The organism is Bradyrhizobium sp. CCBAU 45389 (assembly GCF_028128625.1).
Classification (GTDB): domain Bacteria; phylum Pseudomonadota; class Alphaproteobacteria; order Rhizobiales; family Xanthobacteraceae; genus Bradyrhizobium; species Bradyrhizobium liaoningense_B.
Window position 1 is genome coordinate 97,134 of sequence record NZ_LBIY01000085.1, and the last position, 17,499, is coordinate 114,632.

General features: G+C 65.1%; 15 protein-coding genes. 9 read left to right on the forward strand and 6 right to left on the reverse strand.

Translation table 11 applies throughout. The annotated features are described in order from the left end of the window. The 3 genes from XH79_RS15605 (at nt 1) to XH79_RS15615 (ending at nt 4,383) form a co-directional block, all read left to right on the forward strand. Entirely contained in the window at nt 1–2,481 is a 2,481-nt protein-coding gene (locus tag XH79_RS15605; RefSeq protein WP_271582191.1) for a DNA translocase FtsK, read from the forward strand. A gap of 152 nt (nt 2,482–2,633) precedes the next feature. Next, the gene (locus XH79_RS15610; protein WP_212346622.1) at nt 2,634–3,389 is read left to right on the forward strand and encodes an outer membrane lipoprotein carrier protein LolA; all 756 of its coding nucleotides are present in this window, start codon (nt 2,634–2,636) and stop codon (nt 3,387–3,389) included. A 178-nt stretch (nt 3,390–3,567) separates the two neighbouring features. After that, complete coding sequence (locus XH79_RS15615; RefSeq protein ID WP_271582192.1) at nt 3,568–4,383, forward strand: exodeoxyribonuclease III; 816 nt, start codon at nt 3,568–3,570, stop codon at nt 4,381–4,383. 106 nt (nt 4,384–4,489) lie between these two features. Here the strand turns inward: XH79_RS15615 and XH79_RS15620 are convergent, their stop codons facing one another. Together XH79_RS15620 and XH79_RS15625 are read right to left on the reverse strand one after the other, a co-directional pair. After that, nucleotides 4,490–4,933 carry a cyclic nucleotide-binding domain-containing protein gene (locus XH79_RS15620; RefSeq protein ID WP_271582193.1) on the reverse strand — a complete coding sequence of 148 codons (444 nt, stop codon included), beginning with the start codon at nt 4,931–4,933 and terminating at the stop codon, nt 4,490–4,492. Between the two features lie 58 nt (nt 4,934–4,991). After that, nucleotides 4,992–5,678: a response regulator transcription factor gene (locus XH79_RS15625; RefSeq protein ID WP_008142830.1), complete on the reverse strand. Its 687-nt coding sequence runs from the start codon at nt 5,676–5,678 to the stop codon at nt 4,992–4,994. A gap of 205 nt (nt 5,679–5,883) precedes the next feature. Between XH79_RS15625 and XH79_RS15630 the strand changes: the two genes are divergently transcribed. Together XH79_RS15630 and XH79_RS15635 are read left to right on the forward strand one after the other, a co-directional pair. Next, nucleotides 5,884–6,453: a L,D-transpeptidase family protein gene (locus XH79_RS15630; protein ID WP_271582194.1), complete on the forward strand. Its 570-nt coding sequence runs from the start codon at nt 5,884–5,886 to the stop codon at nt 6,451–6,453. 6 nt (nt 6,454–6,459) lie between these two features. Continuing rightward, complete coding sequence (locus XH79_RS15635) at nt 6,460–7,245, forward strand: 2-keto-4-pentenoate hydratase (RefSeq protein WP_271582195.1); 786 nt, start codon at nt 6,460–6,462, stop codon at nt 7,243–7,245. Between the two features lie 162 nt (nt 7,246–7,407). Here the strand turns inward: XH79_RS15635 and XH79_RS15640 are convergent, their stop codons facing one another. Then, on the reverse strand, nt 7,408–8,097 hold the full coding sequence (locus tag XH79_RS15640) for a YggS family pyridoxal phosphate-dependent enzyme (RefSeq protein WP_271582196.1): 690 nt from the start codon (nt 8,095–8,097) through the stop codon (nt 7,408–7,410). Nucleotides 8,098–8,205: 108 nt separating this feature from the next. Between XH79_RS15640 and XH79_RS15645 the strand changes: the two genes are divergently transcribed. The 4 genes from XH79_RS15645 to holA all read left to right on the forward strand — a co-directional run bounded on the left by XH79_RS15645 (nt 8,206) and on the right by holA (nt 14,525). Next, complete coding sequence (locus tag XH79_RS15645; RefSeq protein WP_271582197.1) at nt 8,206–9,909, forward strand: diguanylate cyclase domain-containing protein; 1,704 nt, start codon at nt 8,206–8,208, stop codon at nt 9,907–9,909. A gap of 315 nt (nt 9,910–10,224) precedes the next feature. Then, nucleotides 10,225–12,849 (forward strand): leucine--tRNA ligase, encoded by a 2,625-nt coding sequence (leuS, locus tag XH79_RS15650; RefSeq protein WP_271582198.1) that lies wholly within the window; start codon nt 10,225–10,227, stop codon nt 12,847–12,849. Further along, nucleotides 12,836–13,387: an LPS assembly lipoprotein LptE gene (locus XH79_RS15655; protein ID WP_212346081.1), complete on the forward strand. Its 552-nt coding sequence runs from the start codon at nt 12,836–12,838 to the stop codon at nt 13,385–13,387. Before leuS ends, XH79_RS15655 begins: the two co-directional genes overlap by 14 nt. A gap of 109 nt (nt 13,388–13,496) precedes the next feature. Further along, nucleotides 13,497–14,525 (forward strand): DNA polymerase III subunit delta, encoded by a 1,029-nt coding sequence (gene holA / locus XH79_RS15660; protein ID WP_212346079.1) that lies wholly within the window; start codon nt 13,497–13,499, stop codon nt 14,523–14,525. 265 nt (nt 14,526–14,790) lie between these two features. On the opposite strand, the gene XH79_RS15665 is transcribed toward holA, so the two are convergent. The 3 genes from XH79_RS15665 to rsmG all read right to left on the reverse strand — a co-directional run bounded on the left by XH79_RS15665 (nt 14,791) and on the right by rsmG (nt 17,366). Continuing rightward, nucleotides 14,791–15,678, reverse strand: coding sequence for a ParB/RepB/Spo0J family partition protein (locus XH79_RS15665; protein ID WP_271582199.1), 888 nt, complete (start codon nt 15,676–15,678; stop codon nt 14,791–14,793). A gap of 161 nt (nt 15,679–15,839) precedes the next feature. Continuing rightward, nucleotides 15,840–16,706, reverse strand: a complete 867-nt coding sequence (locus XH79_RS15670; RefSeq protein ID WP_212348502.1) for a ParA family protein — start codon at nt 16,704–16,706, stop codon at nt 15,840–15,842. A 27-nt stretch (nt 16,707–16,733) separates the two neighbouring features. Then, nucleotides 16,734–17,366, reverse strand: a complete 633-nt coding sequence (gene rsmG / locus XH79_RS15675) for a 16S rRNA (guanine(527)-N(7))-methyltransferase RsmG (RefSeq protein ID WP_271582237.1) — start codon at nt 17,364–17,366, stop codon at nt 16,734–16,736. Nucleotides 17,367–17,499: the final 133 nt, after the last annotated feature.

A 17,499-nucleotide genomic window follows, 5' to 3' on the forward strand; every position in this document is an offset into this window, starting at 1 on the left:
GTGAGCATGTCGGCAATCGAACGTGTCATTCCACTGGTCGGCCATCTGCCGCCCTCGATCCGCGAGGGGCTGGCGCGTCGCATGCGCGAGCTCACCGGGCTCGGCCTGATCGCGCTGTCGGGCGTCGCCTCGGCGGCGCTGATGACCTGGTCGGTGCAGGATCCCAGTCTCAGCCACGCGACCTCGCGGCCGATCCGCAACATCCTCGGCTATGCCGGCGCCATCGGCGCCGACCTTGCGATGCAGATCCTCGGGCTCGGCGCGATCATGCTGGTACTGACCGTCGCGGTCTGGGGCTGGCGCATGATGACGCATCGCCCGTTCGACCGCGAGGCGCTGCGGCTCGGCTCCTGGATCCTCTGCACCGTGATCGCGGCGGGCTTCGCCAGCTGCTGGCCACACGGCGGCGCCTGGCCGCTGCCGACCGGCCTCGGCGGCGTGGTCGGCGATGCCCTGGTGCGCGCGCCCGCGGTGATTTTCGGGCCGCCCGGCACGATCTATCGCATGATCCTCGGCACGATCCTGTTCGCCGCGATGGCCGCGACGTTCCTGATCGCCTGCGGCCTCGGCGCACGCGCGCACGATGAAGAGCTCGCCGAGATCGAGGACGACGACAAGCCGCTGGACGAGGACGAGGAGAGCGATCGCGGCTCGGTGTCGCTGGGCTGGCTGTTCCATGCGCTGATGAGCACCAAGGCGCGGCTGATCTGGCTGCTGGGCGCTGCCTACCGCTCGCTGGTCTCGAGCGGACCGAAGACCAAGGCCGTCGCGTTCAGCCGCCGGGAACCGAATCTCGGCGGCGGCCGCGCCGCGCCCTCGATCTCGCCGCAGGCCGAAGACGAGGATTACGAGGACGAGCACGAAGAAGAAGTGGAAGACGAGGAGGAGGAAGAGGAGGAGCCCGCCGCGCGCGCCCCGAAGAAGAAGGCTGCACCGAAGGCCGCTTCCAAAAAATCCTCCGACAAGTTCGATCTTCCCTCCGTCTCCATGTTGGCAGCGCCGAAGGCCGGCGACCGCCAGCCGCTCAGCAAGGCTGAGCTGGAGACCAATTCGCGCTCGCTCGAAGGCGTGCTGCAGGATTTCGGCGTGCGCGGCGAGATCGTGAAGGCCAATCCGGGCCCTGTGGTCACGCTGTACGAGCTCGAGCCGGCGCCCGGCATCAAGTCATCGCGCGTGATCGGCCTTGCCGACGACATCGCCCGCTCGATGAGCGCGCTGTCGGCGCGCGTCGCCGTCGTCCCCGGCCGCAACGCCATCGGCATCGAATTGCCGAACGCGCATCGCGAAAAGGTTTACCTGCGCGAACTGCTGGTGGCGAAAGAGGCGACCGACACGGTGGCAAAACTGCCGCTCTGCCTCGGCAAGACCATCGGCGGCGACCCCGTCATCATCGACCTCGCCCGCACGCCGCACATGCTGATCGCCGGTACCACCGGCTCGGGCAAGTCGGTCGCGATCAACACCATGATCCTCAGCCTGGTCTACCGGCTGCGGCCCGATCAGTGCCGGCTGATCATGGTCGACCCGAAGATGCTCGAACTCTCCGTCTATGACGGCATCCCCCATCTGCTCACGCCCGTCGTGACCGACCCGAAGAAGGCGGTGGTCGCGCTGAAATGGGCCGTGCGCGAGATGGAAGAGCGCTACAAGAACATGGCCAAGCTCGGTGTGCGCAACATCGACGGCTACAACACGCGCCTGCTCGAACTGAAGGCCAAGGGCGAGGAGCCGACGCGCACGGTGCATACCGGCTTCGACAAGGAGACCGGCAAGGCGATCTACGAGGAAGAGAAGCTCTCGCTCGACCCGCTGCCCTATATCGTCATCATCGTCGACGAAATGGCCGATCTGATGATGGTCGCCGGCAAGGACATCGAAGGCGCGGTGCAGCGCCTCGCGCAGATGGCGCGCGCCGCCGGCCTGCACGTGATCCTGGCGACGCAGCGCCCGTCGGTCGACGTCATCACCGGCACGATCAAGGCCAACTTCCCGACCCGCATCGCCTTCCAGGTCACGTCCAAGATCGACAGCCGCACCATCCTCGGCGAGATGGGCGCCGAGCAGCTGCTCGGCCAGGGCGACATGCTCTACATGGCCGGCGGCGGCCGCATCAGCCGCGTGCACGGGCCGTTCGCTTCGGACGAGGAAGTCGAGAAGGTGGTGCGTCACCTCAAGACGCAGGGCCAGCCGGAATACCTCGAAGCGGTCACCGCCGAAGAGCCGACCGAGGACGAGGATGGCGCGGTGTTCGACGCCACCGGCATGGGTGCCGATGGCGGCGGCGACCTGTTTGCGCAGGCCGTTGCGATCGTCAAACGCGACCGCAAGGCCTCGACCAGCTACATCCAGCGCCGCCTGCAAATCGGCTATAACCGGGCCGCATCGCTGATGGAGCGCATGGAACTGGAAGGCATCGTCGGTCCCGCCAACCACGCCGGCAAGCGCGAGATTCTGGTCGAGGAAGAAGACAGCCATATGTGAGGCGAGGAGCCTCAAATTATCATTTCACGCGAAATCGTTATCTGCTTTTGCCCGAAATCACGCTAAAAAGGCGCCCAGCCATACAGGACGACGCGTTGATCAGACATAAGGACATTCGATTCGCTGCCACCATCGCTGCGCAAGGCGCGCGCGTGGCCGGCGTTCTTCTCGTCACCGCCGCGATGGTGACGGCGTCGTCGTTCGCGCAGACCGTGCCGGTGCCGAAGCCCGCGCCGAAGGGGCGCGACGGCGGCACCTCCGCCGGTGGGCCGGCGGTCACCGGCGCGACGCAGGCGCCGCCGAACCCGGTCATCCCGGACCCGCGCCGCAACGTGCCGAGCAGCATCTTCCAGACCTTCGATGCCAACCAGAAGGCGCAGGCGGCCAAGGTCAGCGCCTATCTGTCGTCGCTGCAGACGCTGGTCGGGAATTTCGTCCAGGTCGGCCCCGACGGCAGCAAGACGCAGGGCGATTTCTACATCCAGAAGCCCGGCAAGGTGCGCTTCGAATATGACGCGCCGAGCCCGATCGACATCATCGCCGACGGTTCGTCCCTGGTGGTGCGCGACCGCAAGCTTGCGACCCAGGACGTCTATCCGCTGTCGCAGACGCCGCTGCGCTTCCTGTTGTCCGATCGCATCGACCTGATGAAGGACACCAATGTCGTCAACGTCTCGGCCGACGACCTCTTCGTCAGCGTCACCATCGAGGAGAAGCAGGCGCTCGTCGGCACCAGCCGGCTCTTGCTGATGTTCGGCGCCAAGGACGGCCAGCTCAAGCAGTGGACCGTCACCGACCCGCAGGGCTACGACACCACGATCGCGGTCTACAATCTGGATTCGAGCAAGAGGCTCGACCCCGGCATGTTCAAGATCGATTTCACAAACTACGGCCAGTCGCCGGGCTGATGGTTCGTAGGGTGGGTTAGCCCGCGGCTGCGCGAAGCGCAGTCCGCCGGCGTAACCCACCTCTTCTGTTTCCGCGGATACGAACAGTGGTGGGTTACGCTGCGCTAACCCACCCTACGATTCCACGCCTGTGGACAAGCATTTTCCCCGCGCCAATCCATGCTAAGACGCATTCCCCATGCGTCTTTCCCTGACAACCTGGAACATCAATTCGGTGCGGCTACGCATCGACCTCGTCGCGAAATTCCTCAAGAGCGCGCGACCGGAGGTGCTGTGCCTGCAGGAGACCAAATGCATCGACGACGCCTTTCCGCTGAAGCGCTTCAAGCGGCTCGGCTATGAGCATGTCGCGCTGAACGGGCAGAAGGGCTATCACGGCGTCGCCATCGTCTCGAAGATTCCGTTCGAGTCGAAGGACATCCGCACCTTCTGCGACAAGGTGGATTCGCGGCACATCTCGGTGTCGTTCGGCGAGAAGGCGGGCATCGCAAAGCCCTTGGTGCTGCATAATTTCTACGTGCCCGCGGGCGGCGACATTCCCGATCCCGCGCTGAACGAGAAATTCGACCACAAGCTCCGCTTCCTCGACGAGATGACAGCGTGCGAGCCGCTGCATCCGCGCGGTGAGGATCGCCATGTCCTGGTCGGCGATCTCAACGTCGCCCCGCACGAGAACGACGTGTGGTCGCACAAGCAGCTGCTGAAAGTGGTCTCGCACACGCCTGTCGAAACCGAGAAGCTGAAGGCCGCGCTTGCAGCCGGCGAGTGGGTCGATGTCGCGCGCGACCGCATCCCGATGTCGGAAAAGGTCTATACGTGGTGGAGCTACCGCTCCGCCGACTGGACCGTCGGCGACCGCGGCCGCAGACTCGACCACATCTGGGTCTCGCGCGCGCTGAAGGACGCGGTCAGCGATTTCAGGATTCTGCGCGATGCGCGCAGCTGGGAGCGTCCGTCGGACCACGTGCCTGTCACGGTGACGCTGGAGGTGTGAAGTCCCGTAGCCCGGATGGAGCGCAGCGCACTCCGGGACGGTCTTTCCGGCAGGCGAGATTCCCGGATTGCGCTTCGCTCCATCCGGGCTACGAAGCTGAGACCACTCAGTTCGTCAGCTTCGCACCTGCCATCAGGATATCGCTGGCGATCTGGCTCGAGCGCACCGCGAATTCGTCGCGCAGGCGCACAGCGGCGGCGGGATCGCTTTCGAGCACGCGCTGGAACAGGCTGCGCGCAACGCGGATGACGGAGGAATGCTCCAGCGCGATCGCGCTCGACGGCCGCTTCATCGGCACCACCAGCGCAAGCTCGCCGATCAGCGCGCCGGGACCGGCGATCATCTCGGCACCGGCGCCGTCCTCGACCCGGAACGCACCGCGCTGGACCACGTAGCCGGCATCGGCGTCGTCACCGAGAGTGAACAGGACGTCGCCGCGGACGAAGTCACGCTGCTCGGAGCCGATCGCCAGCATGCGCAACGAGGCGTCTCCCAACAGGCGCAATGTCGGGACACGCTCGAGAAGCGCTACGTCGTCGTCGATTGACATTCAGGTCCGAGGCTCAAAGGCACGCCATCTAAAACGATTCGCGCGCCCCCAAAGCGTATCACGGCACCAGCTTGTAGCCACCGGCTTCCGTGACCAGGATCTCCGGGTTGGCGGCGTCCTTCTCGATCTTCTGGCGGAGGCGGTAGATGTGGGTTTCCAGCGTGTGGGTGGTGACCCCGGAATTGTAGCCCCAGACTTCCTGCAGCAGGGTCTCGCGCGAGACCGGCATCTGGCCGGCGCGGTAGAGGAAGCGGAGGATCGCGGTTTCCTTCTCGGTGAGCCGGACCTTGCGCGCATTGGCCGCGGTCAGCATCTTCGAGCCTGGGCGGAAGGAGTAGGGGCCGACCGAGAACACAGCGTCCTCGCTGGCCTCGTGCTGGCGGAGCTGGGCGCGGATGCGGGCCAGCAGCACCGCGAAGCGGAACGGTTTCGCGACATAGTCGTTGGCGCCGGATTCCAGACCCAGGATCGTATCGGAATCGGTGTCATGCCCGGTCAGCATGATGATCGGCGCCTTGAAGCCACCCTTGCGCAAGCTACGGACAACTTCGCGGCCATCGGTGTCGGGCAGGCCGACATCCATCAGAACGAGATCGGGAGAATTGGCCTTCGCGGCGCTCGCGCCCTTGGCGCCGGTATCGACGGCGGAGGCTTCGAATTCTTCGTGCAGCGATAATTGCTCCACCAACGTATCGCGCAGATCGGTATCGTCATCCACGATCAGGATCTTGCGGGCATTGGCCATGGGGTATCATCCTTTTGGAGTCCGGCTCGGCGCGCATGCATGCCGCGCCCGGCCGCGAGGGGAAGTTTAAGAGGGTCGCCGTTATTATTGTTGTTCGTGTTGAAGTAGTGGGCTGTTACCGATTCTCAAGCCAGAAGCACTCTAACCCAGAATAGCAGGGCGCTTTGATGAATGTCCTGTAATGAATTCGACATCGCACGTTCACATGAAAAACAACGTTGCTTCAGCTACTTACACCCGAAATCGGAGCTCCGGACCGCTGTCGGCGATCCGCGTTAAGCCTGCTGCCGGGAATCCGCGCCGGGGCTGGCTGACCGCCGGACCGCTGACGATACCGGTGGCGCTGGGGCGGGGCGGCATCCTCGCCAACAAGCGCGAGGGCGACGGCGGTACTCCGAGGGGTAGCTTCCGTCCCCGGCGCCTGTGGTGGCGTGGCGACCGGCACAGCCGCCCGCAGACTTTCCTGCCGGCGCGGATCATCACCGGCGCGGACGCCTGGTGCGAGGATCCCAACGACCGTCACTACAACCAGGGAATCCGGCTCGGCGAGGGGCAGGGCGGTGATCGGCTCAAGCGGGCCGACCACCTCTATGACTTCATCATCGAAATCGACCACAACACGCGCCCGCGCATCGCCGGACGCGGCAGCGCCGTGTTCCTGCATCTGGCCCGCGACAATTTCGGCCCGACAGCGGGCTGCGTCTCCATGACCAAATCCGCGATGCTGCAATTGCTGCGGCGGCTGGGACCAAGAACAAGAATCATCATCGGGTGAGGGCACATGCTCGAGAAAGATCAGATCGCCGCCGCATCGCGCGTCCTCTTTGAACATTGGCGCGACGGCACCAAGCTCGATGCGCTCGAGGCGCGCTTGCGACCGCAGAGCCGCGCGGAGGGCTATGCCATTCAGGCCGGGTTAGAGGCGCTGTCGCGTGGAAAATTGTTCGGCTGGAAGATCGCGGCAACGAGCGTATCAGGACAGAAGCACATCAACGTCTCCGGACCGCTGGCCGGGCGCATCATGAGCGACACCGTGATCGCCGACGGCGGCACCGCATCGATGAAGGGCAACGCGATGCGCGTCGGCGAGCCGGAATTCGCCTTCCGCATGGGGCGCGATCTGCCGCCGCGCGCGACGCCGTATACTGTCGACGAAGTGCTCGCTGCAGTCGGCAGCTTCCATCCCGCGATCGAGATTCCGGATTCGCGCTTTGTCGATTTCGCCAGCGCCGGCGAAGCGCAGCTCATCGCCGACAATGCCTGCGCGCATCTGTTCGTGCTGGGCGCAACGACATCAGCGGATTGGCGCGCGATGGATCTCGTCGAGGAGCGGCCGCAGATCACGCTACGCGGCGAGCGCTATGTCGGCCACGGCAAGAACGTGCTCGGCGATCCCCGCGTTGCGCTCGCCTGGCTCGCCAACGAACTGCGCGGGCTCGACATCACGTTGCGGGCAGGGGAGGTGGTGACCACGGGTACGTGCCATCCGCCGCTGCCGATCCAGGCCGGCGATCAGTTCGCGGTGGATTTTGGCGTGCTCGGAAAGGTGTCGGTGGGGTTTGTGTAAAAGCCTCACCCACCGCCGTCGTCCCGGCGAAGGCCGGGACCCATAACCCCAAGGAGTAGTTTGGCGAAGACCAGAAGTGACCGGACTTTCGCCGGTACGAACACTGCTCGTCACCGAGAGATCACGCGGTATGGGTCCCGGCCTTCGCCGGGACGACAACCACTACCGATGCCCGAAGATCGCGCTGCCCACGCGGACATGCGTGGCGCCCAACATGATCGCGGTCGCGAAATCCGCGCTCATGCCCATCGAGAGATTCTTCAAGCCGTTGCGCTCCGCGATCTTGGCAGTCAGCGCGAAATGCGCAGCCGGCGGCTCGTCGACCGGCGGGATGCACATCAGTCCGGAGATCGTCAGCCCATAGGTGTCGCGGCAGCTCGCGAGGAAGGCATCGGCCTCGCCCGGCGCGACACCGGCCTTCTGCGGCTCCTCGCCAGTGTTGATCTGGACGAAGAGAAGCGGGTGCTTTTTTTGGGATTCGATTTCCTTGGCTAACGCCTGGCAAATGCTCGGGCGGTCGACCGAATGGATGGCGTCGAACAGCGCGACCGCCTCTTTCGCCTTGTTGGATTGCAGCGGCCCGATCAGATGCAACGCGATGTCGGGGTAAACAGACGTTAACGCCGGCCACTTGCCTTTGGCCTCCTGCACCCGATTCTCGCCGAATACGCGCTGTCCGGCGGCGATAACCGGGGTAATTGCATCCGCGGCGAAAGTCTTGGAGACCGCGATCAGCGTGACGGAGGCGCGATCACGCCGCGCATCCCTGCAGGCGCGTGCAATTTCGGCTTCGACCGAAGCGAGTGCGTTTGGTGAATGGCCGGTTATCGGCGCGGCGCTTTTTTCTGTCATGACGTTGGATTGGCCGTGATCTTACGGAGGTAAGTCCAATTTTACCGAGTTCAAGAAAGAGTTTTTGAACCCTTCGCTTTACCTTAGCCCGCGGGGTGGGCAGCGAAGATGGCAAACGTCAGTTTCAACCGCAAACGAGCGAAACTCAAGCAGGTTCTCGGAATCCGGGCCCGGCTTGCGTTGCTTGCCGTGATTCTGGTTGCGCCCCTGATGCTCGAGCGCATTCGTTCGCTCGAGGATGCGCGCACGCGGCAGATCGCGCAGGCCGCAGCCGAATTCACCACCGTCGCACGGCACAGCGCCGATGCGCAGCGCGAGGTGATCTCGTCGGTCGAGACCATCCTGAAATCGGAAGCCTTCATCCGCGCCTCCGCCGGCGGCATCAGCAAGAGCTGCGACGTGCTGCGCGCGAGCCTGCCCTCCAATCTTCCCTGGATCCGCACGCTGCTGATCGCGGGCCAGGACGGCCGCATCCAGTGCGCCACCAACAACATGTATGTCGGGCTCGACCTCAGTGACCGGCCCTACTTCCAGCAGGCGCAGGAAACCGGCCGCTTCGTGCTGAGCGACTTCATCCTGTCGCGGCCGGTGCCGTCGCCGACCGTGATGGCGGTCTACCCCGTGTCGGCGTTCAGCGGCGTACCCGATGCCGTCGTGCTCGCCACCGTCAACCTCGACTGGATGTCGAAGGTCATGAACAATCTCGGCGGCCGCGCCGGTATCACCGCCGTGCTGGTCGACAGCGCGGGCACCGTGCTGGCCGCGCCCGCCGACCAGCACAGTGCGGTCGGCCGTCCGCTCGACAACATGCCACTGATGTCCGCGATTGCCGACAGGGCGCTGCGCTCGGACCAGGACGAAGGCTCGCTGTCCTTCCTCGCCGCCGACGGCTCCCGCCGCGCGGTCAGCTACATCCGCATCGCCGGCACCAACGCTCGTCTGATCGCCAGCATCGACGAGGACAAGGTGTCCGCGGCGGTGAGCCGCGACATCCGCACCGCCTATCTCCAGCTCGCTTTCGTCGTCGTGTTCGTGCTGCTCGGCGCGCTGATCGCCGCCGAGAAGCTCGTGATCAAGCCGATCGAGATGCTCGCCGACATGGCCAAGCGCCTCGGCGAGGGGGATCTCTCCGCGCGCGCGGCGCGCAACCGCCTGCCGGCCGAGTTCGTGCCGCTGGCCCGCGCGTTCAACGCGATGGCCGCGCAGCTCAGCCAGCGCGAGCGCGAGCTGATCGCGAGCAACGACCGCCTCACCGTGATGGCCTCGATCGACATGCTGTCGGGCCTCGCCAACCGCCGCGGCTTCCAGAGCCGGCTCGACTTCGAATGGATGCGCGCGCAGCAATATGGCAGCGATCTCGCACTGCTGATGATCGACGTCGACCATTTCAAGCTGTTCAACGACACCTACGGCCATCTCGAAGGCGATTCCTGCCTGACGCGGCTCGGCGAGTCGCTTTCGGGCATTGCCGCCGACACGATGGGCTTTGCCGCGCGCTATGGCGGCGAGGAATTCTGTTTGCTGCTGCCGAACACGGATGTGAACCGCGCCGTCGAGATCGGCGAGCAGGTGCGCGCGGCCGTGCTGAAGCTGTGCCTGCCGCACATCACCTCCGCCCACATGATCGTCACCGTCTCGATCGGCGTTGCCGCGACGAGGCCCAACGAGGCCTTGCGCCCCGGCGACCTCATCGAAGCCGCCGACGCCGCGCTCTACGCCGCAAAACACCGCGGCCGCAACAACGTCGTCGAGCACGGCGTGCAGGCGATCGAGACCGGCGGCGGCGCCATGATGATGGCGGCCAGCGCCTAGCCCGCGCGGACAACTCTACCGGTTGACTTTGGCTCGCCCCGCTTACGGGGAGAGGTCGAATTGCACCCGGCGATGGAGGCGGCATAATCGTCGTCGGGATCGTCGAAGCTGGCGTCCGTCGCAAGGATTTCGGGGTCCCTGGCCAGCCGCAACCTCGCATCGACCCCTTAATCACACCCCAATGGCGGCCTCGGTCGTTATGCGGAGCAGCGGCGCAGGTTCCGAAGGTGAGGCAACCCATTGACCCCCCGAGGGCTTCTATGGCCTAGTCCGCCGTCTTTAGACGGCCGAACCCAAGAAAAAACCAACGATTCCATGACCTCCGAACGCTATAACGCCCGCGATTCCGAACCGCGCTGGCAGGCTGCCTGGGACCAGCAGGCGATCTTCGTCTCGAAGAACGACGATTCGCGGCCGAAATACTATGTGCTCGAGATGTTCCCCTACCCGTCCGGGCGCATCCATATCGGCCATGTCCGGAATTATACGCTCGGCGACGTGCTGGCCCGCTTCATGCGCGCCAAGGGCTTCAACGTGCTGCATCCGATGGGCTGGGACGCGTTCGGCCTGCCGGCCGAGAACGCCGCCATCGAGCGCAAGGTCGCGCCGAAGGCCTGGACCTACGACAACATCGCCGCGATGAAGAAGCAGCTCCGCTCGATCGGGCTGTCGCTGGACTGGAGCCGCGAATTCGCGACCTGCGATCCCAGCTACTACAAGCATCAGCAGAAGATGTTCCTGGACATGCTCGCAGCCGGCCTCGCCGAGCGCGAGAAGCGCAAGCTCAACTGGGATCCGGTCGACATGACCGTGCTCGCCAACGAGCAGGTGATCGACGGCCGCGGCTGGCGCTCCGGTGCGATCGTCGAGCAACGCGAGATGAGCCAGTGGGTCTTCAAGATCACGAAGTACTCGCAGGAGCTGCTGTCGGCGCTGGACGGGCTGGACCGCTGGCCCGACAAGGTGCGGCTGATGCAGCGCAACTGGATCGGCCGCTCCGAGGGCCTCTTGATCCGATTCGCGCTGGATGCGGCGACGACGCCCGCCGGCGAGAGCGAGCTGAAGATTTTCACGACGCGCCCGGACACGCTGTTCGGCGCAAAATTCATGGCGATCTCGGCGGATCATCCGCTGGCACAAGCGGCTGCCGCGAAGAACCCGAAGCTTGCGGAGTTCATCGCCGACATCAAGAAGATCGGGACAGCGCAGTCGATCATCGACACCGCGGAGAAGCAGGGCTTCGACACCGGTATCCGCGCGGTGCATCCGTTCGATCCGAGCTGGAAGCTGCCGGTCTATGTCGCCAATTTCGTGCTGATGGAATACGGCACCGGCGCGATCTTCGGCTGCCCCGCGCACGACCAGCGCGACCTCGATTTCGTCAACAAGTACGCGCTCGGCAATATTCCGGTGGTGTGCCCCGAGGGCCAAGATCCGAAGTCGTTCGTCATCACCGACACCGCCTATGACGGTGACGGCCGCATGATCAATTCGCGCTTCCTCGACGGCATGACGATCGATCAGGCCAAGGAAGAGGTGGCGAAGCGTCTCGAGACCGAGCTGCGCGGCAACGCGCCGGTCGGCGAGCGCCAGGTGAATTTCCGTCTGCGCGATTGGGGCATTTCGCGCCAGCGCTACTGGGGCTGCCCGATCCCGGTCATCCATTGCCCGAAGTGCGATGTGGTCCCGGTGCCGGATGCCGACCTGCCAGTGGTGCTGCCGGAGGATGTGAGCTTCGACAAGCCCGGCAACGCGCTCGACCATCACCCGACCTGGAAGCACGTCACCTGCCCCAAATGCGGCGGCAAGGCTCAGCGCGAAACCGACACCATGGACACCTTCGTGGATTCGTCCTGGTATTTTGCGCGCTTCACCGATCCCTGGAACGAGAATTCGCCGACGACGCCCGCCGTCGCCAACCGCATGCTGCCGGTCGACCAGTATATCGGCGGTGTCGAGCACGCGATCCTGCATCTGCTCTACAGCCGCTTCTTCACCCGCGCCATGAAGGCCACCGGGCATATCGCGCTGGATGAGCCCTTCGCCGGCATGTTCACGCAGGGCATGGTGGTGCACGAGACCTACCAGAAGGCCGACGGCACCTGGGTGCAGCCGGCCGAGGTGAAGATCGAGGTCGGCGGCAACGGGCGGCGCGCGACGCTGCTCAGCACCGGCGAGGACGTCGCGATCGGTCCGATCGAGAAGATGTCGAAGTCGAAGAAGAATACGGTCGACCCCGACGACATCATCGCGACCTACGGCGCCGACGTCGCCCGCTGGTTCATGCTGTCGGACTCCCCGCCCGACCGCGACGTGATCTGGAGCGACGAGCGCGTCCAGGGCGCCTCGCGCTTCGTGCAGCGGCTGTGGCGGCTGGTGAACGACGCGGTGGAACTCGGCAAGGCAGCCCCCGCGGCCCGGCCGGCTTCGTTCGGCGAGGATGCGCTCCTCCTGCGCAAGGCGGCCCACGGCGCGCTGGACAAGGTGACCACCGGCGTCGAGCGGCTGCACTTCAACGTCTGCCTCGCCCATATCCGTGAATTCACGAATGCGTTCTCGGAAGTGCTGCAGCGTCCCGGGCAGCCGGCGGCAGACCTTGCCTGGGCGATCCGCGAGGCCAGCCAGATCCTGGTCCAGCTGTTCTCCCCGATGATGCCGCACCTGGCCGAGGAGTGCTGGCAGGTTCTGGGGCACTCCGGGCTGGTTTCGGAGGCCAATTGGCCCCAAATCGAACGCGATTTGCTGGTTGAAGACAGCGCGACCCTGGTGGTTCAGGTCAACGGCAAGAAACGGGGTGAGGTCACAGTTGCAACAGCGGCCCAGAATCCGGAAATCGAGGCTGCCGTTTTGGCCCTCGATGCGGTAAAGCTGGCCTTGGACGGCAAGCCCGTCCGCAAGGTGATCATCGTCCCCAAGAGGATTGTGAATGTTGTCGGCTAGGATCCGCATCGCAGCCCGCCTGCTGGCAGTCGCCGCACTGGCGGCGCTGACGGCTGGCTGCTTCCAGCCGATGTATGCCGACCGTGGTGACGGCACCCCCGGCCTGCGCGAGAAGCTGATGGGGGTCGAGCTGCCGCCGATCAGCAAGCCCAATGCCTCCCGCGAGGCCCGCGTCGGCGTCGAGGTCCGCAATGCCCTGGCCTTCAAGCTCTACGGTTCGGCGACGGGCATGCCGCCGACCCACCGCCTGGACATCCGCTTCGCCTCCAGCCGCTCGTCCCTGATCGTCGATCCCAACACGGGTCTGCCGAACACCGAGAACTACGGCATCGACTGCCAGTACAATCTGATCGAGATCGTCAGCGGCAAGTCGGTCATGACCGGCACCACGTTCTCGCGCGTCTCCTACGACATGCCCGGCTCCTACCAGCGGTTCTCGCGCAACCGCGCCGTTCGCGATGCCGAGGATCGTGCCGCCAACGAGATCGCAGAGAACATCAACACCCGGCTCGCCGCGTTCTTCACCGCGGGCACCTGATTCCGTTCCGTCATTCCGGAGCACGCGAAGCGTGAATCCGGAATCTCGATCCCCAACCTCTGGATTCCGGGTTCTCGCTTTGCGAGCCCCGGAATGACGATCTAGGCCGATGGTCGCACTGCGCGGAAAAGAGATCGACGCCTTCCTCGCCCGCCCCGATGCCGGCCGCCCCATTATCCTGCTCTACGGACCCGACGCCGGGCTCGTGCGCGAGCGCGCCGACGCGCTGATCGCCTCGGCGGTCGACGATCCCAACGATCCCTTCTCGCTGGTGAAGCTCGACGGCGACGAACTCTCCGCCGAGCCGTCGCGGCTCGTCGACGAAGCCATGACGGTGCCGCTGTTCGGCGGCCGCCGCGCCATCCGCGTTCGCGCCGGCTCGCGCAGCTTTGCCGGCGGCATCGACACTTTGGCCGAGATGAGCGTGAAGGATTGCCGCATCGTGATCGAGGCCGGCGAGCTGCGGCCGGAATCGCCGCTGCGCAAGGCCTGCGAGAAGGCCAAGACGGCGGTCGCGATCGGCTGCTATCCCGACACCGAGCGCGACCTCGCTAAGCTGATGGAGGACGAGCTCCGCATCGCGAATCTCCGCATCGCGCAGGATGCCCGCGCGGCACTGATGTCGTTCCTCGGCGGTGACCGCCAGGCCTCCCGCAACGAGCTGCGCAAGCTCACGCTCTATGCCCATGGCAAAGGCGAGATCACGCTGGATGACGTGATGTCCGTGGTCGCCGACGCATCCGAGCTGAAGCTCGATCCGATCGTCGACGGCGCCTTCGCCGGGCGACCCGACATCGTTGAGACCGAGTTTGCAAAAGCCATGATCGCCGGCACCTATCCGGGCGTGATCATCTCGGCCGCACAGCGCCAGGCCGCGTGGCTGCACAAATCCGCGCTCGCGATCGCCGACGGCCAGCCTGCCTCTGCCGTGCTCGACGGCGGCTATCCGCGGCTGCACTTTTCACGAAAGCCCATGGTCGAAACCGCGCTGCGCAATTTCAGCGTGGCGCGCCTCGCCGCCATCATCGAGCAGCTCGCAACCGCCGCGCTCGAAACCCGCAAGCAATCGACGCTAGCCGCCGCCATCGCCCAGCGCACGCTGATGGCGATCGCGGCGAATGCGAAGCGGCGGGGATAGGCCTCCGCTCCTTCCACGTCATTGCGAGCGCAGCGAGGCAATCCAGAGTCCCTCGGCGGAAAGATTCTGGATTGCTTCGCTGCGCTCGCAATGACGAGGTGGATGCAGCACGCGCCAAATACTCAGCCGTCGTCCTGGCGAAAGCCAGGACCCATTACCCCTGGGAGGGGTTTGGCGAAGATTGGTGGTTCGGTACTGTGATCTTCCGCGGTCGAAAGATCACGCGGTATGGGTCCTGGCTTTCGCCAGGACGACACCGAGAGAGCTACAGCCCACCCTTGGCCAGCCGCTTCATCACCTCGTCGAGCTGATCGAGGTTGCGGTAGTTGATCTGCACGGAGCCGCCGGGATCGCGGTGATTGACGGTGACCTTGAGGCCGAGCGCATCACTGACGCGCTTCTCCAGATCGACCGTGTCGGGGTCCTTTTCTTTACCGCCGGTGCCGCGCGCCTTCTGCGGCTTGCGCTCCGGCACGCCTTCTTCATGCGCGAGCGCCTCGGCCTGGCGGACGTTGAGGCCTTCCTCGACGATGCGCTTGGCCGCGGCGAGCGGGTCGGGCACGCCGATCAGTGCGCGGGCGTGGCCCGCGGTCAATTCACCGGTCGCGATGAAGGCCTGCACCTCGGCCGGCAGCTTGGTCAGCCGCATCATGTTGGCGACGTGGCTGCGGCTCTTGCCGACGACCCTTGCGATGTCGTCCTGGCTGCGTTTGAACTCGTTGGCGAGCGCGTGATAGCCCTGCGCCTCTTCCATCGGGTTGAGGTCCTCGCGCTGCACGTTCTCGACGATCGCGAACTCCAGCGCGTCGCTGTCGCTGATGTCGACCGGGACGATCGGCACCTCATGAAGACCCGCCATCTGCGAGGCGCGCCAGCGCCGTTCGCCGGCGATGATCTCGTAGCGATCCTGCGCGCCCTTCACGGGGCGCACCACGATCGGCTGGATCACGCCGTGCTGCTTGATGGAGTCGCTGAGCTCCTTCAGCTCCGTGTCCGAAAAGGTGCGGCGCGGATTGCGCGGATTGGCCTTGATGAATTCGATCGGCACCTTGCGCTGTGCGCGCGGACGATCGACATGCTGAGCCTCGCCGCCGACGTCACCGATCAGACTTGCAAGACCCCGGCCCAGTCGCGAACGCGCTTCGTCGGCCATCGCCAGCTCCCTTGGATTCACGGTGCAGCACTCCAGAACTGAATTTCAAATCGTAGATCGTAGGGTGGGTTAGCGCAGCGTAACCCACCACTGCTTCGTTCGAGGCGGCAGACATGGTGGGTTACGCCTTCGGCTAACCCACCCTACGCGCCGGTGTTGGATCAATGCGTCGTGCGCAGCTCGCGCTCGCGCTGGATCACTTCGGTGGCGAGGCGCAAGTAAGCTTCGCTGCCGACGCATTTGAGATCGTAGACCAGCACCGGCTTGCCGTAGGACGGCGCCTCCGAGATGCGCACGTTGCGCGGGATCATGGTCTTGTAGACCTTCTCGCCCATGAACTGGCGGACGTCGGCGACGACCTGGTTCGACAGGTTGTTGCGCGAGTCGAACATGGTCAGCACGATGCCGTGGATCGACAGGTTCGGATTCAGCGTCGAGCGCACCTGCTCCACCGTCTGCAGCAATTGCGACAGACCTTCGAGCGCGAAGAACTCGCATTGCAGCGGCACCAGGATCGCATCGGAGGCCGCCATCGCATTCACCGTGAGCAGGTTGAGCGAGGGCGGGCAGTCGATCAGCACATAGGTGTAGTCGGCATCCGGCGAGACGTTGTTGTTGAGCGCGCCGATCGCGTCGCGCAGCTTGAAGGCGCGGCCGGGCGTGGTGCCGAGCTCGAGCTCGAGGCCGGAGAGATCCATGGTCGAGGGCGCGATGTGCAGCCGCGGCACCGCGGTCGAGACCACGGCTTCGCGCAGAGGCGCTTCACCGATCAGCACATCATAGGTCGAGCAGGAGCGGCTGCGGCGGTCGATGCCGAGGCCGGTCGAGGCGTTGCCCTGCGGATCGAGATCGACGATCAGGACGCGCTCGCCAATCGCAGCGAGCGCCGTGCCGAGGTTGATCGCTGTGGTTGTTTTTCCCACACCGCCCTTCTGATTCGCCAGCGCCAGGATGCGCGGATGACCGTGCGGGACCTCGGCCTTCTCCTGGTCGGTCTGTTCTTGCTGCGGCTCGTCAATCACGCTCATCGAAATTCCCCACTCCCCCTGAACGCCTCACCCACGCCGTTCGGCGGCACTCAGCTCCACGATCCAACCGTCGCCGGTCCGGCTTGGGTGGAGCTGCGGCTGAATATTCCAATATTTAGCGGCTTCGGTCAATTCAGCCTCTACATCTTGACCCTTGAGAAACAACGCCTTTGCGCCCTGGCGCATCAGCGGCTCCGCAAAGCCGATGAGTTGATGTAGCGGAGCCAGCGCACGCGCGGTGACGCAATCGACGGGGCCGGTGATTCTATCCACATTATCCCCGATCTCAGCGAGATGTACGACTCCCGGAGATGCGGTGACGCGAATCGCTTCGCGCAGGAATGCCGCCTTCTTGGCGATTCGCTCGACGAGATGGACGCTCGCTCCGGGTGTCCCAGCCATGGCGCAGGCGAGGACGACGCCGGGAAAGCCGCCGCCGCTGCCGAAATCGGCCCAGCGCTTTGCGGTCGGCGCGAGATCGACCAGCTGAAGCGAATCGGCGATGTGCCGGGTCCAGAGGTTTGGCAGAGTCGAGGGCGCGACGAGATTGGTCTTGGCCTGCCACTCCCGCAGCAGGGCGATATAGCGATCCAGCCGGGCTTCGGTTTCACGTGAAACGGGAGCGAGCTTGAGCGCCGCGATCTTGTCGGCAGCAACGATGGCGTAGAGCGACTGATCGTTGGCGCTGGCCTTGTCGATCCTCGGCCTAGCCGGCGACGGCTCGGCTCGGCGACTGGCGCCCTCACCCGCTCCGGGTCGTCGCGATAGCGGTTTGTCCCCGCCCGGTCCGCGC

Coding starts and splice junctions, on each gene's coding strand:
- XH79_RS15640 (WP_271582196.1), bottom strand. CDS start 8,097: ATGACAGAAAAAAGCGCCGCGCCGATAACCGGCCATTCACCAAACGCA.
- XH79_RS15645 (WP_271582197.1), top strand. CDS start 8,206: ATGGCAAACGTCAGTTTCAACCGCAAACGAGCGAAACTCAAGCAGGTT.
- XH79_RS15615 (WP_271582192.1), top strand. CDS start 3,568: ATGCGTCTTTCCCTGACAACCTGGAACATCAATTCGGTGCGGCTACGC.
- XH79_RS15635 (WP_271582195.1), top strand. CDS start 6,460: ATGCTCGAGAAAGATCAGATCGCCGCCGCATCGCGCGTCCTCTTTGAA.
- leuS (WP_271582198.1), top strand. CDS start 10,225: ATGACCTCCGAACGCTATAACGCCCGCGATTCCGAACCGCGCTGGCAG.
- holA (WP_212346079.1), top strand. CDS start 13,497: ATGGTCGCACTGCGCGGAAAAGAGATCGACGCCTTCCTCGCCCGCCCC.
- XH79_RS15630 (WP_271582194.1), top strand. CDS start 5,884: ATGAAAAACAACGTTGCTTCAGCTACTTACACCCGAAATCGGAGCTCC.
- XH79_RS15665 (WP_271582199.1), bottom strand. CDS start 15,678: ATGGCCGACGAAGCGCGTTCGCGACTGGGCCGGGGTCTTGCAAGTCTG.
- XH79_RS15620 (WP_271582193.1), bottom strand. CDS start 4,933: ATGTCAATCGACGACGACGTAGCGCTTCTCGAGCGTGTCCCGACATTG.
- XH79_RS15625 (WP_008142830.1), bottom strand. CDS start 5,678: ATGGCCAATGCCCGCAAGATCCTGATCGTGGATGACGATACCGATCTG.
- XH79_RS15670 (WP_212348502.1), bottom strand. CDS start 16,706: ATGAGCGTGATTGACGAGCCGCAGCAAGAACAGACCGACCAGGAGAAG.
- XH79_RS15655 (WP_212346081.1), top strand. CDS start 12,836: ATGTTGTCGGCTAGGATCCGCATCGCAGCCCGCCTGCTGGCAGTCGCC.